12 protein-coding genes are annotated in these 14,442 nt (G+C 71.0%); all 12 read right to left on the bottom strand.

Translation table 11 applies throughout. The features are described from left to right. Positions 1 to 50: 50 nt before the first annotated feature. The 12 genes from ACZ5WG_RS02685 to ACZ5WG_RS02630 all read right to left on the bottom strand — a co-directional run bounded on the left by ACZ5WG_RS02685 (position 51) and on the right by ACZ5WG_RS02630 (position 14,358). Positions 51 to 1,385: an MraY family glycosyltransferase gene (locus ACZ5WG_RS02685; RefSeq protein WP_468720511.1), complete on the bottom strand. Its 1,335-nt coding sequence runs from the start codon at positions 1,383 to 1,385 to the stop codon at positions 51 to 53. 104 nt (positions 1,386 to 1,489) lie between these two features. Next, positions 1,490 to 2,719, bottom strand: coding sequence for a serine hydroxymethyltransferase (locus tag ACZ5WG_RS02680; protein ID WP_468720082.1), 1,230 nt, complete (start codon positions 2,717 to 2,719; stop codon positions 1,490 to 1,492). Positions 2,720 to 2,870: 151 nt separating this feature from the next. Beyond that, positions 2,871 to 3,560, bottom strand: coding sequence for an arsenate reductase/protein-tyrosine-phosphatase family protein (locus tag ACZ5WG_RS02675; protein WP_468720080.1), 690 nt, complete (start codon positions 3,558 to 3,560; stop codon positions 2,871 to 2,873). Beyond that, a complete protein-coding gene (locus ACZ5WG_RS02670; RefSeq protein ID WP_468720079.1) occupies positions 3,557 to 4,204 on the bottom strand; it encodes an L-threonylcarbamoyladenylate synthase in 648 nt (215 codons plus the stop codon). The genes ACZ5WG_RS02675 and ACZ5WG_RS02670 overlap by 4 nt, the downstream gene beginning before the upstream one ends. A 49-nt stretch (positions 4,205 to 4,253) precedes the next feature. Further along, the gene (prmC, locus tag ACZ5WG_RS02665; RefSeq protein WP_254384242.1) at positions 4,254 to 5,099 is read right to left on the bottom strand and encodes a peptide chain release factor N(5)-glutamine methyltransferase; all 846 of its coding nucleotides are present in this window, start codon (positions 5,097 to 5,099) and stop codon (positions 4,254 to 4,256) included. Positions 5,100 to 5,160: 61 nt separating this feature from the next. Further along, complete coding sequence (gene prfA / locus ACZ5WG_RS02660) at positions 5,161 to 6,240, bottom strand: peptide chain release factor 1 (protein ID WP_468720078.1); 1,080 nt, start codon at positions 6,238 to 6,240, stop codon at positions 5,161 to 5,163. A gap of 111 nt (positions 6,241 to 6,351) precedes the next feature. Further along, the gene (gene rpmE / locus ACZ5WG_RS02655; RefSeq protein ID WP_030153765.1) at positions 6,352 to 6,570 is read right to left on the bottom strand and encodes a 50S ribosomal protein L31; all 219 of its coding nucleotides are present in this window, start codon (positions 6,568 to 6,570) and stop codon (positions 6,352 to 6,354) included. 190 nt (positions 6,571 to 6,760) lie between these two features. Further along, a complete protein-coding gene (locus ACZ5WG_RS02650) occupies positions 6,761 to 7,861 on the bottom strand; it encodes an LCP family protein (protein WP_468720076.1) in 1,101 nt (366 codons plus the stop codon). A 352-nt stretch (positions 7,862 to 8,213) separates the two neighbouring features. Then, positions 8,214 to 10,313 carry a transcription termination factor Rho gene (gene rho, locus ACZ5WG_RS02645; RefSeq protein WP_468720074.1) on the bottom strand — a complete coding sequence of 700 codons (2,100 nt, stop codon included), beginning with the start codon at positions 10,311 to 10,313 and terminating at the stop codon, positions 8,214 to 8,216. 433 nt (positions 10,314 to 10,746) lie between these two features. After that, complete coding sequence (gene thrB / locus ACZ5WG_RS02640) at positions 10,747 to 11,673, bottom strand: homoserine kinase (RefSeq protein WP_030295292.1); 927 nt, start codon at positions 11,671 to 11,673, stop codon at positions 10,747 to 10,749. A 318-nt stretch (positions 11,674 to 11,991) separates the two neighbouring features. Next, positions 11,992 to 13,062 (bottom strand): threonine synthase, encoded by a 1,071-nt coding sequence (thrC, locus tag ACZ5WG_RS02635; protein WP_468720072.1) that lies wholly within the window; start codon positions 13,060 to 13,062, stop codon positions 11,992 to 11,994. 6 nt (positions 13,063 to 13,068) lie between these two features. Then, positions 13,069 to 14,358 (bottom strand): homoserine dehydrogenase, encoded by a 1,290-nt coding sequence (locus ACZ5WG_RS02630; protein ID WP_468720509.1) that lies wholly within the window; start codon positions 14,356 to 14,358, stop codon positions 13,069 to 13,071. Between the last annotated feature and the right edge of the window lie 84 nt (positions 14,359 to 14,442).

Genomic DNA, 14,442 nt, shown 5'->3' with positions numbered 1-14,442 from the left:
CGTCGTTGTGTGTGGTAAAGGCCGTTCATGTCCGACATGCACCGCCGGCGTCAGCGCGTCGACTCAGCCTTACGCCGGTCGGGGAAGCGCGAACGGGGGCCTACCGCGGTCGCTCCGTTGACGCCCGAGACGCCGACCCTGACCGGCCTGGCGGGCTCCGGCTCGCGGCCCGAGGCATCCTGCGCGGCCGCCTCGGCCGCGCGCTCCGCGTGCCGGTAGCGCGGCGGGACCAGACCCTCGGCCCACCGCGGGGCGCGCGGGGTGAAGCGCGGCAGGAGCAGCAGGACCAGGCCCACCGCACTCAGCGCGACGATGGCGAGCACGATCCACATCGAGGCGGAGTGCACCGAGTAGGCCACCGCGCCGAAGGCGATCAGCCCCGACCAGAAGTACATGATCAGCACCGCGCGGCTGTGCGAATGCCCGAGTTCCAGCAGTCGGTGGTGCAGGTGCCCGCGGTCGGCCGCGAACGGCGACTGGCCCTTCCACGTACGCCGCACGATGGCCAGGATCAGGTCCGCCATCGGGATGGCGATGATCGTCAGCGGCAGCAGAAGCGGAATGAAGACCGGGATCATCGCGTGCACCGTGTTGCGCTCACCGCCGACGAACAGGGCCATGGTGTCCGGGTCCACCTGCCCGGTGATCGAGATCGCGGCGGCGGCGAGCACCAGGCCGATGAGCATCGATCCGGAGTCGCCCATGAAGATCCGGGCCGGATGCATGTTGTGCGGCAGGAAGCCCAGGCACATGCCCATCAGGATCGCGGCGAACAGCGTCGCGGGCGCGGCCGCCTCGATCCCGTAGCCGAACCAGATCCGGTACGAGTACAGGAAGAACGCCGCGGCGGCGATGCAGACCATGCCGGCGGCCAGGCCGTCGAGCCCGTCCACGAAGTTCACCGCGTTGATGGTGATCACGACGAGGGCGACGGTGAGCAGGTTGCCCTGCCACTGGGTCAGCGCCACCGTCCCGATGCCCGGGACGGGGATCCACAGGATGGTCAGGCCCTGCATGACCATCACACCGGCGGCGATCATCTGCGCGCCCAGCTTGATCAGGGCGTCGATCTCGAACTTGTCGTCGAGCACGCCGATCAGCCAGATCAGGGCCGCTCCGGAGAGCAGCGCCCGCGGTTCGTTCGACAGCTCGAAGACGCCGTTGAGGTTGCGCAGGTGGTCCGCGACCAGGAGCCCCGCGCACAGTCCGCCGAACATGGCGATGCCGCCGAGCCGCGGAGTGGGCTCGCGGTGCACGTCGCGGGCGCGGATCTCCGGCATCGCACCGGCCGCGATCGCGAACTTCCGCACGGGCCCGGTGAGCAGGTAGGTCACCGCGACCGTGACGCAAAGCGTCAGCAGATATTCACGCACGGGCTGCCCCAGATGTATCGCCGGCCATCTCAGCCCCACACATTAGCTGCGATGTACCCCTCACCGAGGACGCGAGGGGGCGGTATCCCGGTTGCGGTACGCCCCGCTTGTCCCCATTACTCCCTGTACGGGGGAAATCCGCGCGTCAGCTCGGCCACTTCCGCGCGGGTGTTCGCACCCTCCCCGCGCAGTGCGGCGGTGAACAGGGCGGCGATCCGGGCCATCTCGGGCTCCCGCATGCCCTGGGTGGTGACGGCCGCCGTACCGAGCCGGATCCCGCGCTGGTCCCCGTACGGGAGGGCGCAGGTGTCCAGCACGATCCCGGCGGCGGCGAGCCGGCCGCGGGCGGTCGGACCGTCGACGCCGAGCGGGGCCGGGTCGGCAGTGATCAGATGGGTGTCGGTGCCGCCCGTCGTCACCGCGAAGCCGTTGGCCGCGAGCGCATCGGCCAGCACCCGGGCATTGGCCACCACCCGATGGGCGTACGTGGTGAACGCGGGCGCCGCGGCCTCGCCGAAGGCCACCGCCTTCGCGGCGATGGTGTGCATCTGGGCGCCGCCCTGGGTGAAGGGGAACACCGCCCGGTCGATCCGCTCGGCGAACTCGGCGCCGCACAGGACCATCCCGCCGCGCGGGCCGCGCAGCACCTTGTGGGTCGTCGCACAGACGATGTCGGCGTACGGGACGGGGCTGGGCGCGGCGCCGCCGGCGACGAGCCCGATCGGATGGGCGGCGTCCGCGATGAGGTACGCCCCGACCTCGTCGGCGATCTCCCGGAACACCGAGTACTCCGGGTGCCGCGAGTAGGAGATCGACCCGCAGACGATCGCCTTGGGGCGGTGCGTCCGCGCCAGCTCCTGCACCTGCCGGTAGTCGATGAGGCCGCTCTCGGCGTCGACCCCGTACCCGACGAAGTCGAACCAGCGTCCGGAGAAGTTGGCCGGCGAACCGTGGGTGAGGTGCCCCCCGTACTGGAGCCCCATCGCCAGCACGGTGTCCCCGGGCCGCAGCAGCGCGGCGTACGCGGCCAGCACGGCAGCGGAACCGGAATGCGGCTGCACGTTGGCGTGCTCGACCCCGAACAGCGCGCGGGCCCGCTCGACGGCCAGCCCTTCGGCGAGGTCGGCGTACTCGCAGCCGCCGTGGTAGCGATGGCCGGGATAGCCCTCGGCGTACTTGTTGGCGAGCGCCGAGCCGAGCGCTGCGAGCACGGCGGGCGAGGTGAAGTTCTCGGCGGCGCTCAGCTGCAGGGTGGTGGCCTGGCGGTGCGCCTCCCCAGCGAGCACGTCGGCCATCTGCGGATCCTGCTGCCGCAGCAGGTCCGTGGGCGGGGTGATGACGCTCATGGCGCGACTCCAGTGGGCTGTCCCGGTACCCGCCACTCTAGGCCTGCGCCCCCGATCCCGCCCTGCGAGCGGCTGCCGGGTGTCGGCGCCGGTGTCGGGGGCCGGCCCCGAACCGTCGCGCCTCGAACGCCGGCGTGGCCGGATCTGCCCGTCAGTGCGGAGTGGTGACGCCCGTCAGGGCCGTGACCACCGGGTCGAGCGCCTGGTTGATCTCGTCGCCGATCGAGCGGAAGAAGGTGATCGGCGCCCCGTACGGGTCGTACACCTCGTCCGCGTCGGGCGAAGGCGCCAGCAGCCACCCGCGAAGTGCGGCCGCAGCCCGCACCAGGGCACGGGCCCGCTCGGCGACGCCGTCGTCCAGCGGCGGCAGCGTGGCCGGATCTATGGCCCGCACCAGCCGCGTGAACTCCTTCAGTGTGAACGTCCGCAGCCCCGCCGAATGCCCCATCGAGATGACCTGCGCACGGTGGTCGCGCGTGGCGGTCAGCACCAGGTCGGCGCGTATGACGTGCTCGTCGAGCAGCTCCCGCCCGGTGAAACCGGAGGCGTCCGCACCGAAGTCCGCGAGCACGGCCGCCGCGTTCGCCTCCATCGGGGCACCCTCGTGGCCCCAGGTCCCCGCGCTCTCCACGATCAGGTCGCTCGCCGGGATTCCCCCCAGCCGGTGCGCCAGTGCATGCCGGGTCAGCCGCTCGGTGATGGGTGAGCGGCACACGTTGCCGGTGCTGACGTGGAGGATGCGGAACGTGTCCCCGCCGGCGCCCGCCGGGTGGGGGTCCCCCCAGCCGTGGCTGCCGCCGGAGGTGTGCCCGCTTGCTATGCCACGCCCCTGAGGGCTCACGGGGCCACCTCGAGGTCGGGTACGACCTCCCGCAGCTGCGCGGCGGTCAGCGCCCCCTCGCGCAGCAGGACGGGAACCTTCCCGGTGACGTCGACGATCGACGAGGGCTGGATCCCGGGCGTCGGACCGCCGTCCAGGTACACGGACACGGAGTCGCCCAGCATCTCGCGCGCCGCGTCGCAGTCCTCCGGCGCCGGGTGCCCGGTCAGGTTCGCCGAGGACACGGCCATCGGGCCGACCTCGGTGAGCAGCTCGATGGCGACGGGGTGCAGCGGCATGCGGACGGCGACGGTGCCGCGGGTCTCCCCCAGGTCCCAGGCGAGCGAGGGCTGGTGCTTGGCGACCAGCGTCAGCGCGCCCGGCCAGAAGGCGTCGACCAGCTCCCAGGCCTGCTCGGAGAAGTCCGTGACGAGGCCGTGCAGCGTGTTCGGGGAGCCGATGAGCACCGGGGTCGGCATGTTGCGGCCGCGCCCCTTGGCGGCGAGCAGGTCACCGACGGCCTCTGCGCTGAAGGCGTCCGCGCCGATCCCGTAGAGGGTGTCGGTGGGCAGCACGACAAGCTCGCCGCGGCGCACGGCGGATGCGGCTTCACGCAGACCCGTCTTGCGGTCCGTCGCGTCGTTGCAGTCGTATCGCCGGGCCATCAGCGGGACTCCTCGTGCAGCAGGGGGGTGGCGGGGTGGGTCGCGCCCGTCACGGCAGGGCCTTGCGGGCGGTGGCGAAGCGCGGGCGGTTGTTCAGGTCGGGATGGTCGGCGGCGTCGGCCCAGCCGCGCTCCTCCGCGAAGATCCACGGGACCTGGCCGCCCTGGGTGTCGGCGTGCTCGATGACGACGATGCCGCCGGGCCGCAGCAGCCGGTGCGCGGTGCGCTCGATGCCGCGGATGGTGTCGAGGCCGTCCTCGCCGGAGAAGAGGGCCATCTCCGGGTCGTGGTCGCGGGCCTCGGGGGCCACGTACTCCCACTCGGTGAGCGGGATGTACGGCGGGTTCGAGATCACCAGGTCGACCTGGCCGTCCAGCTCGGGCAGCGCGCTCAGCGCGTCGCCCTGGTGGACGGTGACCCGGGAGCCCTCGGCGTTCTTGCGGGTCCACCGCAGGGCGTCCTCGGACAGCTCGACCGCGTGCACGCGCGAGCGCGGCACCTCCTGCGCCATGGCCAGCGCGATGGCGCCGGACCCGGTGCACAGGTCCACGATCAGCGGCTCGACGACGTCCATCGCCCGGACGGCCTGTATGGCCCAGTCCACGACCGACTCGGTCTCGGGCCGGGGCACGAAGACCCCGGGCCCGACCTGGAGCTCCAGGTACCGGAAGAAGGCGCGGCCGGTGATGTGCTGGAGCGGCTCGCGCGCCTCGCGGCGGGCGACGGCCTCCCAGTAGCGGGCGTCGAAGTCCGCGTCCTTGACGTGGTGCAGTTCCCCCCGCTTGACGCCGTGCACGAAGGCCGCGAGCTCCTCCGCGTCGAAGCGTGGTGAGGGCACGCCGGCGGCGGCCAGCCGCTGGGTGGCCTGGGCCACCTCGGCAAGCAGCAAGTTCACGCTGGTCCTCCGGGCTGCTGTCGTACGGGGGTGGAGCGGGGGTGGAGCAGGTCGGGCGGGATCAGTGCGCGGACGCCAGCTTGGCGGCCGAGTCCGCGTCGACGCAGGCCTGGATCATCGAATCGAGGTCGCCGTCGAGCACCTGGTCCAAGTTGTACGCCTTGAATCCGGTCCGGTGGTCCGAGATCCGGTTTTCCGGGAAGTTGTACGTACGGATCTTCTCGGAGCGGTCCACCGAGCGCACCTGGCTGCGGCGCACGTCGGAGGCCTCCTGCTCGGCGGCCTCCTGGGCCGCGGCCAGCAGGCGCGACCGGAGGATGCGCATCGCCTGCTCCTTGTTCTGGAGCTGGCTCTTCTCGTTCTGGCAGGAGGCGACCACACCGGTCGGCATGTGCGTGATGCGCACGGCCGAGTCGGTGGTGTTGACGGACTGGCCGCCGGGGCCCGACGAGCGGTACACGTCGATGCGGAGGTCGTTGGGGTTGATCTCGACCTCGACCTCCTCGGCCTCCGGGGTGACGAGCACGCCGGCGGCGGAGGTGTGGATGCGGCCCTGGGACTCGGTGGCCGGAACACGCTGGACGCGGTGCACGCCGCCCTCGTACTTCATGCGGGCCCAGACGCCCTGGCCGGGCTCGGTGGCACCGTTGCCGCCCTTGGTGCGGACGGAGACCTGGACGTCCTTGTAGCCGCCGAGCTCTGACTCGGTGGAGTCGATGATCTCGGTCTTCCAGCCCACGCGCTCTGCGTAGCGCAGGTACATGCGCAGCAGATCGCCGGCGAACAGGGCGGACTCGTCGCCGCCCGCGCCCGCCTTGATCTCCAGGAGCACGTCCTTGTCGTCGCTGGGGTCGCGCGGGACGAGCAGCAGGCGGAGCTTCTCGGTGAGCTCATCGCGCTGCGCGCTCAGTTCCTTCACCTCGGCAATGAAGTCCGGGTCGTCGGCCGCGAACTCCTTGGCCGTCTCGATGTCCTCGGCGGACTGCTTCCAGGCGCGGAAGGTCGCGACGATCGGGGTCAGCTCCGCATAGCGCTTGTTGAGCTTGCGCGCGTTGGCCTGATCCGAGTGGACCGAAGGGTCGGCGAGCTTCTTCTCAAGATCGGCGTGCTCGCCGACCAGTTCCTCGACCGCCTCGAACATCGGGGGCTCCTGGGGTGAAAAGTACGAAAAAGGGCTGCGGGACGACAAAGGCGCCGGTCCGGCTGCCCCCGTGTGGACAGGGTGCAGCCGGGGTCCGGCGCCGGGGGCTCGCTACTTCGAGCCGGCAGCCTTGCCGAAGCGGGCCTCGAAGCGGGCGACACGGCCACCGGTGTCGAGGATCTTCTGCTTGCCCGTGTAGAACGGGTGGCACTCGGAGCAGACCTCGGCACGGATGGTGCCCTCGGTCAGGGTGCTACGGGTGGTGAACGACGCGCCACAGGTGCAGCTGACCTGGGTCTCGACGTACTCGGGGTGAACATCGCGCTTCAAGGTGTCTCCTAGATTCGGGAGGGCGCCGGGTCGCAGGAGCCGAATTGCGCACTGCGTGAACCGGGGCCGACAGACCAGTCTGCCAGGACCGGGCTGCCTGTCAAAATTCTGAGGACGCCTCCCTCAACCAGGGGGGTCCGGCATCTATTCCGCTCTCCGGCGAGAGCCGTGTGACCAGGCGTTCTGCGGTCTACTTCACGATCTCGCCGGCCGTGCCCTTGTCGCCCATGGAGTTCGCGGTGGCCTCGGCGGGGACCGGCTGCTCGGCCAGCAGGGCGTCCCAGACCATCTTGGACTCCTTGGCCAGCGGGGCGACCCGGTCGGAGTCGCGGGGGTCCGGACCCACGGGCAGGGTGATCATCTTCATGTCCTGGGCGTCGATGCCCTGGAGGCTCTGGGCGAAGCCCATCAGGGACTTCACGTCGCCGAGCGACTTGTCGGTGGTGAGCGCCTTGGTGCCGGTGTCGGCGAGGTCGAGCAGCCGCTTGGGGTTGTCGAAGACGCCTATGCCCTTGACCTGCTTGATCAGGGCCTTCATGAACGCCTGCTGCAGCTGTATTCGGCCCAGGTCGGAGCCGTCGCCGACCGTCTTGCGGGTCCGTACGAGGCCGAGGGCCTGCTCGCCGTTCAGCTTGTTCGGGCCGGCCGGGAGGTCGAGGTGGCTCCCGTAGTCCTTGATCGGCTTGGTGGTGGTCAGCTCGACGCCGCCGAGGTTGTCGATGATCTTCTTGAAGCCCGTGAAGTCGACCTCGATGTAGTGGTCCATGCGGATCCCCGACATCTTCTCGACGGTCTTGACCGCGCAGGCGGCCCCGCCGATGGTGAACGACTCGTTGAACTGCGAGCGCGAGCTGCCGCGGTCGGTCTTGCCGTTGCTCAGCGTGCACGCCGGCCGGTTGACCATGGTGTCGCGCGGGATCGAGACGACGGTGGCCTTCTTGTGGCCGTCGTACAGGTGGACGATCATCGCCGTGTCGGAGCGGGCCGAGCCGCCGTCGTCCGGGCCGTACTCGGAATTCGCGCCGCCGCGGGAGTCCGAGCCGAGGACGAGGATGTCCATCGAGCCGTTGTCCACGTTCTGCGGGCGGTCGGTGCCGAGCGCCTGGTCGATGTCGACCGTCTTCAGGTTCCCGTTCAGGTGGAAGTAGAACCAGCCGAGACCCGCCCCGCCCAGGAGGACCACACCGGCGGCGCTCCACGCGGCGATGACGAGGGCCCTGCGCCCCTTCGCGGGTTTCCGTCGGCGCCGGCCCGCGGCACGCCGGCCGCTGCCACTGCTGTCCTCGCTCATGCTCTCCTCAGTCCTGAATGCGTTCCCGGCCGGATGCCCGGCCCAGTGGCCTCCCTGCACCGCCCCCTGACACAGACGGCCGAACGCCGTCCAGGGTTCCACGGCCGGCACGGGCCCCGTGCCGGGTGCACTCCGGTGGCCGGGGCGGGAGGAGCACGCCGTGGCACCCCGCCCACCTGCGGTTTCCCGGAGGGACGCACGCCACGGCTGCGAGGTTCACGAAAACCGCGAGTGTGGCGAAACTCGCACCTGCGGAAAAGGCGCCGAGACGCCCGAAAACACACCGAAAACGCGGAACCGCCCCCACCGCGAGTGCGGTGGGGGCGGCCTCGGTGATGCGGTGCGGCGACGGTCAGTCGTCGTTCTTGCCCGACGGGGTCGTCTTGGCGATCTGCATCAGGAACTCGGCGTTCGACTTCGTCTGCTTCATCTTGTCGAGCAGGAGCTCGATGGCCTGCTGCGAGTCGAGCGCGTGCAGCACCCGGCGCAGCTTCCAGACGATGGCGAGCTCCTCGCTGTTGAGGAGGATCTCCTCCTTGCGGGTGCCCGACGGGTCGACGTCGACGGCCGGGAAGATGCGCTTGTCGGCGAGCTTGCGGTCGAGCTTGAGCTCCATGTTGCCGGTGCCCTTGAACTCCTCGAAGATCACCTCGTCCATGCGCGAGCCGGTGTCGACCAGCGCGGTGGCCAGGATGGTCAGCGAGCCGCCGTCCTCGATGTTGCGCGCGGCACCGAAGAAGCGCTTCGGCGGGTACAGCGCGGTCGAGTCGACACCACCGGACAGGATGCGGCCGGAGGCGGGCGCCGCGAGGTTGTACGCGCGGCCCAGACGGGTGATGGAGTCCAGCAGGACGACCACGTCGTGACCCAGCTCGACGAGGCGCTTGGCGCGCTCGATGGCCAGCTCGGCGACGGTGGTGTGGTCCTCGGCCGGGCGGTCGAAGGTCGAGGAGATGACCTCGCCCTTGACCGACCGCTGCATGTCGGTGACCTCTTCCGGACGCTCGTCGACCAGGACGACCATCAGGTGGCACTCGGGGTTGTTCGTGGTGATCGCGTTGGCGATCGCCTGCATGATCATCGTCTTGCCGGTCTTCGGCGGGGCCACGATCAGGCCTCGCTGGCCCTTGCCGATCGGCGACACGAGGTCGATGATGCGGGTCGTCAGCACGCCCGGGTCGGTCTCCAGACGGAGCCGGTCCTGGGGGTACAGCGGGGTCAGCTTCTGGAACTCCGGTCGGCCGCGGCCGGATTCGGGCGCCATGCCGTTCACCGAGTCCAGACGCACGAGGGCGTTGAACTTCTCGCGGCGCTCGCCGTCCTTGGGCTGGCGCACGGCACCGGTGGTGTGGTCGCCCTTGCGCAGACCCGCCTTGCGGACCTGGGCGAGGGAGACGTACACGTCGTTGGGGCCGGGCAGGTAGCCCGAGGTCCGGATGAACGCGTAGTTGTCGAGGATGTCCAGGATGCCCGCGACGGGGATCAGGACGTCGTCGTCGGCGACCTGCGGCTCGTTCGGCGCGAACTCGTCGCGGCCACGACGGCCACGGCGGTCGCGGTAGCGGCCGCGCCGGCCGCGACGACCGCCCTCGTCGTCGAAGTCGTCCTGCGGGCCGTTGTCCTGGCGGCCCTGCTGGCCCTGCTGCTGACGGTCCTGACGGCCGCCCTGCTGCTGGCGGTCAGGGCGGTCGCCCTGCTGCTGGCGGTCCTGACGGTCACCGCGGCCACCGCCCTGACCGGCCTGGCCCTGGCCCTGGGCGCCCTGGCCCGGCTCGTCGGCCTTGGCACCGCGGTCGCGGCGGTCGCGCTGGCGGTCGCCGCGCTCGGCACGGTCCCCGCGGTCGCGGCGGTCACGCCGGCCGCGGCCCTCGCCCTCCTGGGCGGGCGCGGAGACGGCGGTCGCGGCCTCGGCCTTGACCTCGGCCGGCGCGGTCGCGGTGGTGGTGGTGGCGGTCTCGGCCTTCGCCTCGACCTGCACGGCGGCGGGGGCCGCGGTCTCCGGGCTGCCGGAGGGGGCCGTGGCCCGACGGCGGCGGCGCTCGCCGGCCGGGGCGTCGTCAGAGGCCGGCTGGCCCGGGATCTCGATCTGCGCCTGCGCGGCAGGCTTCTCGGCGGGCGCCTCGGCAGCGGCCTCACCCGTACGGGCCTTGCTGGTGGCGCGGCGCTTCGGCTTGGCCTCGGCGGCGTCGGCGGCGGGGGCCGCGGCCTTGGGGGCACCACTGCCCGCCTGCGCCTCCTTGATGACCTCGATCAGCTGGCTCTTGCGCATCCGCGCGGTGCCCCTGATTCCGAGGCCCGACGCGACCTGCTGCAGCTCGGCCAGGACCATGCCCTCGAGGCCGGTGCCGGAGCGGCGCCGACGTCCGGCAGTGGTCGCCGCGGCGCCCGCGGCGGGGGCACTGGTGTCGACATTGGTGTCGGCAGCGCCCATCAGATCGGTGGTGTCGCTCACGAAGGGTCCTTCCCTGGAGCGGACGTCGGCCTGTCTGGCTCGGCGACCGGTTGTGCTGTCCGACAACGGGCCATGACTTGATGGGTCGTGGACCGCGGCCGGGGCGGTGGTCCGCCGGTAGAGATACGGCGGAGAGAAACGTGCATGGGTGGTTCCGGCGAGAAGCCCCCGAGCTGGAAGCGTGGGAATGTCACGCCGATTCCGGAGCGTGCTCGAAACTGCTGGAAGCGATCAAAGCAGTCGGGGAGGCTCCCGGAAGAAAGGTGGTCCCGGATGGGGACACTGAGCACCGAGCCATGGCGGCTTCGGCTGCACACTTGAGAGTAACACTACCGGATCCAACGAATATTCCCCCTCTCAATCACCGGCAATCGCGCCTTCCGCGCTGGCGGCCTGCCCTGACCGCCCGCCCTGGCGGGTATGCCCATACGGCCTAGCCGCCCTGGGTGCCCAACGGAAGTACGCTCGCGCCCGCAGCGTCGAGGGCGAGCCGGTTCGCCGCCCACCCTTCGCCCGCGAGCTGCGCGACCTTGTCGGCCGCGCCGTTGTCGACCAGCGCGAGGACCGTGGGGCCCGCACCGGAGATGACCGCGGGGATGCCGTCCGCCCGCAGCCGGTTGACGAGTGCCACGCTCTCGGGCATCGCCGGGGACCGGTACTCCTGGTGGAGCCGGTCTTCGGTGGCCGGCAGCAGCAACTCGGGACGCCTGGTCAGGGCTTCGACGAGCAGGGCTGCACGACCTGCGTTGACGGCCGCGTCCACGTGCGGGACGTTGCGCGGCAGCAGGCCGCGCGCGGTCTCCGTCAGGACGGGCTTGGAGGGGACGAAGACCACCGGAACGATGGAATCGGCGGGCTCCATGCGGATCGCCTTGGCGCTGCCGCCGTCCATCCAGGCGAGGGTGAAGCCGCCGAGGAGACAGGCGGCGACGTTGTCGGGGTGGCCCTCGATCTCGGTGGCGAGTTCGAGCAGGGCCGCGTCGTCGAGCTTGGCCTCTCCGCCTATGGTCACGGCGCGGGCGGCGACGATGCCTGCGCAGATGGCGGCCGAGGAGGACCCGAGGCCGCGGCCGTGCGGGATGCGGTTGGCGCAGACGACCTCGAGGCCGCGCGGCTGCCCGCCCAGCAGGTCGAAGGCGGTGCGCATGGAGCGTACGAGCAGGTGGCTCTCGTCGCGCGGGAGGGTGTCGGCGCCCTCGCCCGCGATGTCGATGTTCAGGCCGGAGTCGGCCACCCGGACGACTACGTCGTCGTAGAGCCCCAGGGCCAGGCCGAGGGCGTCGAAGCCCGGGCCGAGGTTGGCACTGCTGGCGGGGACGCGCACCCGTACGGCGGCGGCGCGGAACGCTGGACCGGCCATCGTCCGATGACACTCCTTGTGACTGTGCGAGACGAGATCTTCGCTGGCTCGCTGCGAATGTACTGGAGAACGTACGACACCCGAAGGCCCTCTGGGCAGCACCACGGTCATATGCGCGGTGGCGGATGTAAGTACAGCGTATCGAAGGAAGGTTCTCTCGCGACATAGGGCGCACAGGAGGCGCACGATGCGTGTCGGTGTCTTCCGGTGGATTCCGCTGAATGCCGTTGACTTTTGTGCCGTACGGCCTGAGTTGCCGGGTTCCGGAGGCCCTCCGGAACCCGGCAACTCAGTTCGCCGCCACGGCGCCGGGCCGGATCAGACCAGGCCGAGGCGGACGGCTGCGGCCTCTGCGTCGACCGGGATGGTGACCGGCTGCGGGGCGCCGGCGACCGCCCAGTCGGGGTCCTTGAGTCCGTTTCCGGTGACGGTGCATACGATCGTCTGGCCGGGGTCGACCAGGCCCAGCTCGGCGGCCTTGAGCAGGCCGGCGACGGACGCGGCCGAGGCGGGCTCGACGAAGACGCCCTCCTGCGCGGCCAACAGGCGGTAGGCGGCGAGGATCTGGCGGTCCGTCACCTCGTCGATGAAGCCGCCCGACTCGTCGCGCGCGGCGAGCGCGTAGTCCCACGAGGCCGGGTTGCCGATGCGGATCGCGGTCGCGATGGTGTGCGGCTCCTTGACGATCTCGCCGCGCACGATGGGCGCGGAACCGGAGGCCTGGAAACCCCACACGCGGGGCGTACGGGAGGCCAGGCCGTCGGCCTTGTACTCCTTGAAGCCCTTCCAGTACGCGGTGATGTTGCCGGCGTTGCCGACGGGCAGCACGTGGATGTCGGGGGCGTCGCCGAGCGCGTCGACGATCTCGAACGCGGCGGTCTTCTGGCCCTCGATGCGCACCGGGTTGACGGAATTGACCAGCGCGACCGGGTAGTTGTCGGACAGCGCGCGGGCCAGGTCCAGGCAGTCGTCGAAGTTGCCGTCCACCTGGAGGATCTTGGCGCCGTGCACGAGGGCCTGGCCCATCTTGCCGAGCGCGATCTTGCCACGGGGCACGAGGACGGCCGAGACCATCCCGGCGCGCACCGCGTACGCGGCGGCGGAGGCCGAGGTGTTGCCCGTGGAGGCGCAGATGACGGCCTTGGCGCCGTCCTCCTTGGCCTTGGTGATGGCCATGGTCATGCCGCGGTCCTTGAAGGACCCGGTCGGGTTCGCGCCCTCGACCTTCAGGTGCACCTCGCAGCCGGTGCGCTCGGAGAGCACCTGCGCGGGGACGAGGGGAGTGCCGCCCTCGCGGAGCGTGACCACGGGAGTCGTGTCCGTCACCGGCAGGCGGTCCCGGTACTCCTCGATGATGCCGCGCCACTGGTGGGTGCGATTGCTGCTCATGGGTCCTTACTCCCCTTCAACACGCATGATGCTGGCGACACCGCGCACGGTGTCCAGCTTCCGCAGCGCCTCGACGGTCCCGGAGAGGGCGGCGTCGGGTGCGCGGTGGGTGACGACGACGAGGGAGGCCTCGCCGTCCTTTCCCTGCTGGCGGACGGTGTCGATGGACACACCGTGCTCCGCGAACGTCGTCGCCACCTGGGCGAGGACGCCCGGCTTGTCGGCCACATCGAGGCTGATGTGGTACCGCGTGACGACGTCGCCCATGGGGCTGACCGGCAGCTGGGTGTACGCCGACTCGCCGGGCCCCGTTGCCTCGGCGAGCTTGTTGCGGCAGACGGCGACGAGGTCGCCCAGGACCGCCGAGGCGGTCGGAGAACCGCCCGCGCCGGGCCCGTAGAACATGAGCCGCCCGGCGGCCTCCGCCTCGACGAAGACGGCGTTGTACGCCTCGCGGACGGACGACAGCGGGTGGCTGAGCGGAATCATCGCCGGGTGCACTCGAGCGGTGACGGACTGCCCGTCCGCGGCCCGCTCCAGGATCGCGAGGAGCTTGATGGTGCAGCCCATGCGCTTGGCGGAGGCGAAGTCCGCGGCGCTGACCTCGGTCATGCCCTCGCGGTAGACGTCGTCGAGACGGACCCGGGTGTGGAAGGCGATGCCGGCCAGGATCGCGGCCTTGGCGGCGGCGTCGTAGCCCTCGACGTCGGCGGTCGGGTCGGCCTCGGCGTACCCGAGGGCGGTGGCCTCGTCGAGCGCCTCCTGGTACCCGGCGCCGGTGGAGTCCATCTTGTCGAGGATGAAGTTCGTCGTGCCGTTGACGATGCCCATCACCCGGTTGATCTTGTCGCCGGCGAGGGACTCGCGCATGGGGCGGACCAGCGGGATGGCGCCGGCGACGGCGGCCTCGTAGTACAGGTCCAGCCCGTGCTGCTCGGCCGCGGCGTGCAGCGCGGCGCCGTCCTGGGCGAGCAGTGCCTTGTTCGCCGAGACGACGGAGATGCCGTGCTCGAAGGCGGTGGTGATGAGGGTGCGGGCCGGCTCGATGCCGCCGATGACCTCGATGGCGATGTCGATGTCGCCGCGTTTGAGGAGGGCGGTCGCATCGGTGGTGATCAGCGCCGGGTCGATGCCCTCGCGCACCTTGGAGGGACGGCGCACGGCCACTCCGGCGAGCTCGACGGGCGCGCCGATCCTGGCCGTCAGATCGTCGGCGTGCGTCGTCATGATGCGCGCCACCTCTGAGCCGACCACTCCACAGCCCAGCAGCGCCACCTTCAGCGGACGCGTACGCATCATTCGACCTACGCCTTTCGATCTTCCATCACCACCCGGCGCGCGGGTTGCGCGCCAGGTCTCAACCAGTCTCACTCAATGGAC

It is taken from the genome of Streptomyces sp. NPDC032745 (assembly GCF_055579465.1).
The sequence above is the reverse complement of the archived record's forward strand: the minus strand, read 5'-3'. Positions and strand labels throughout refer to the sequence as shown.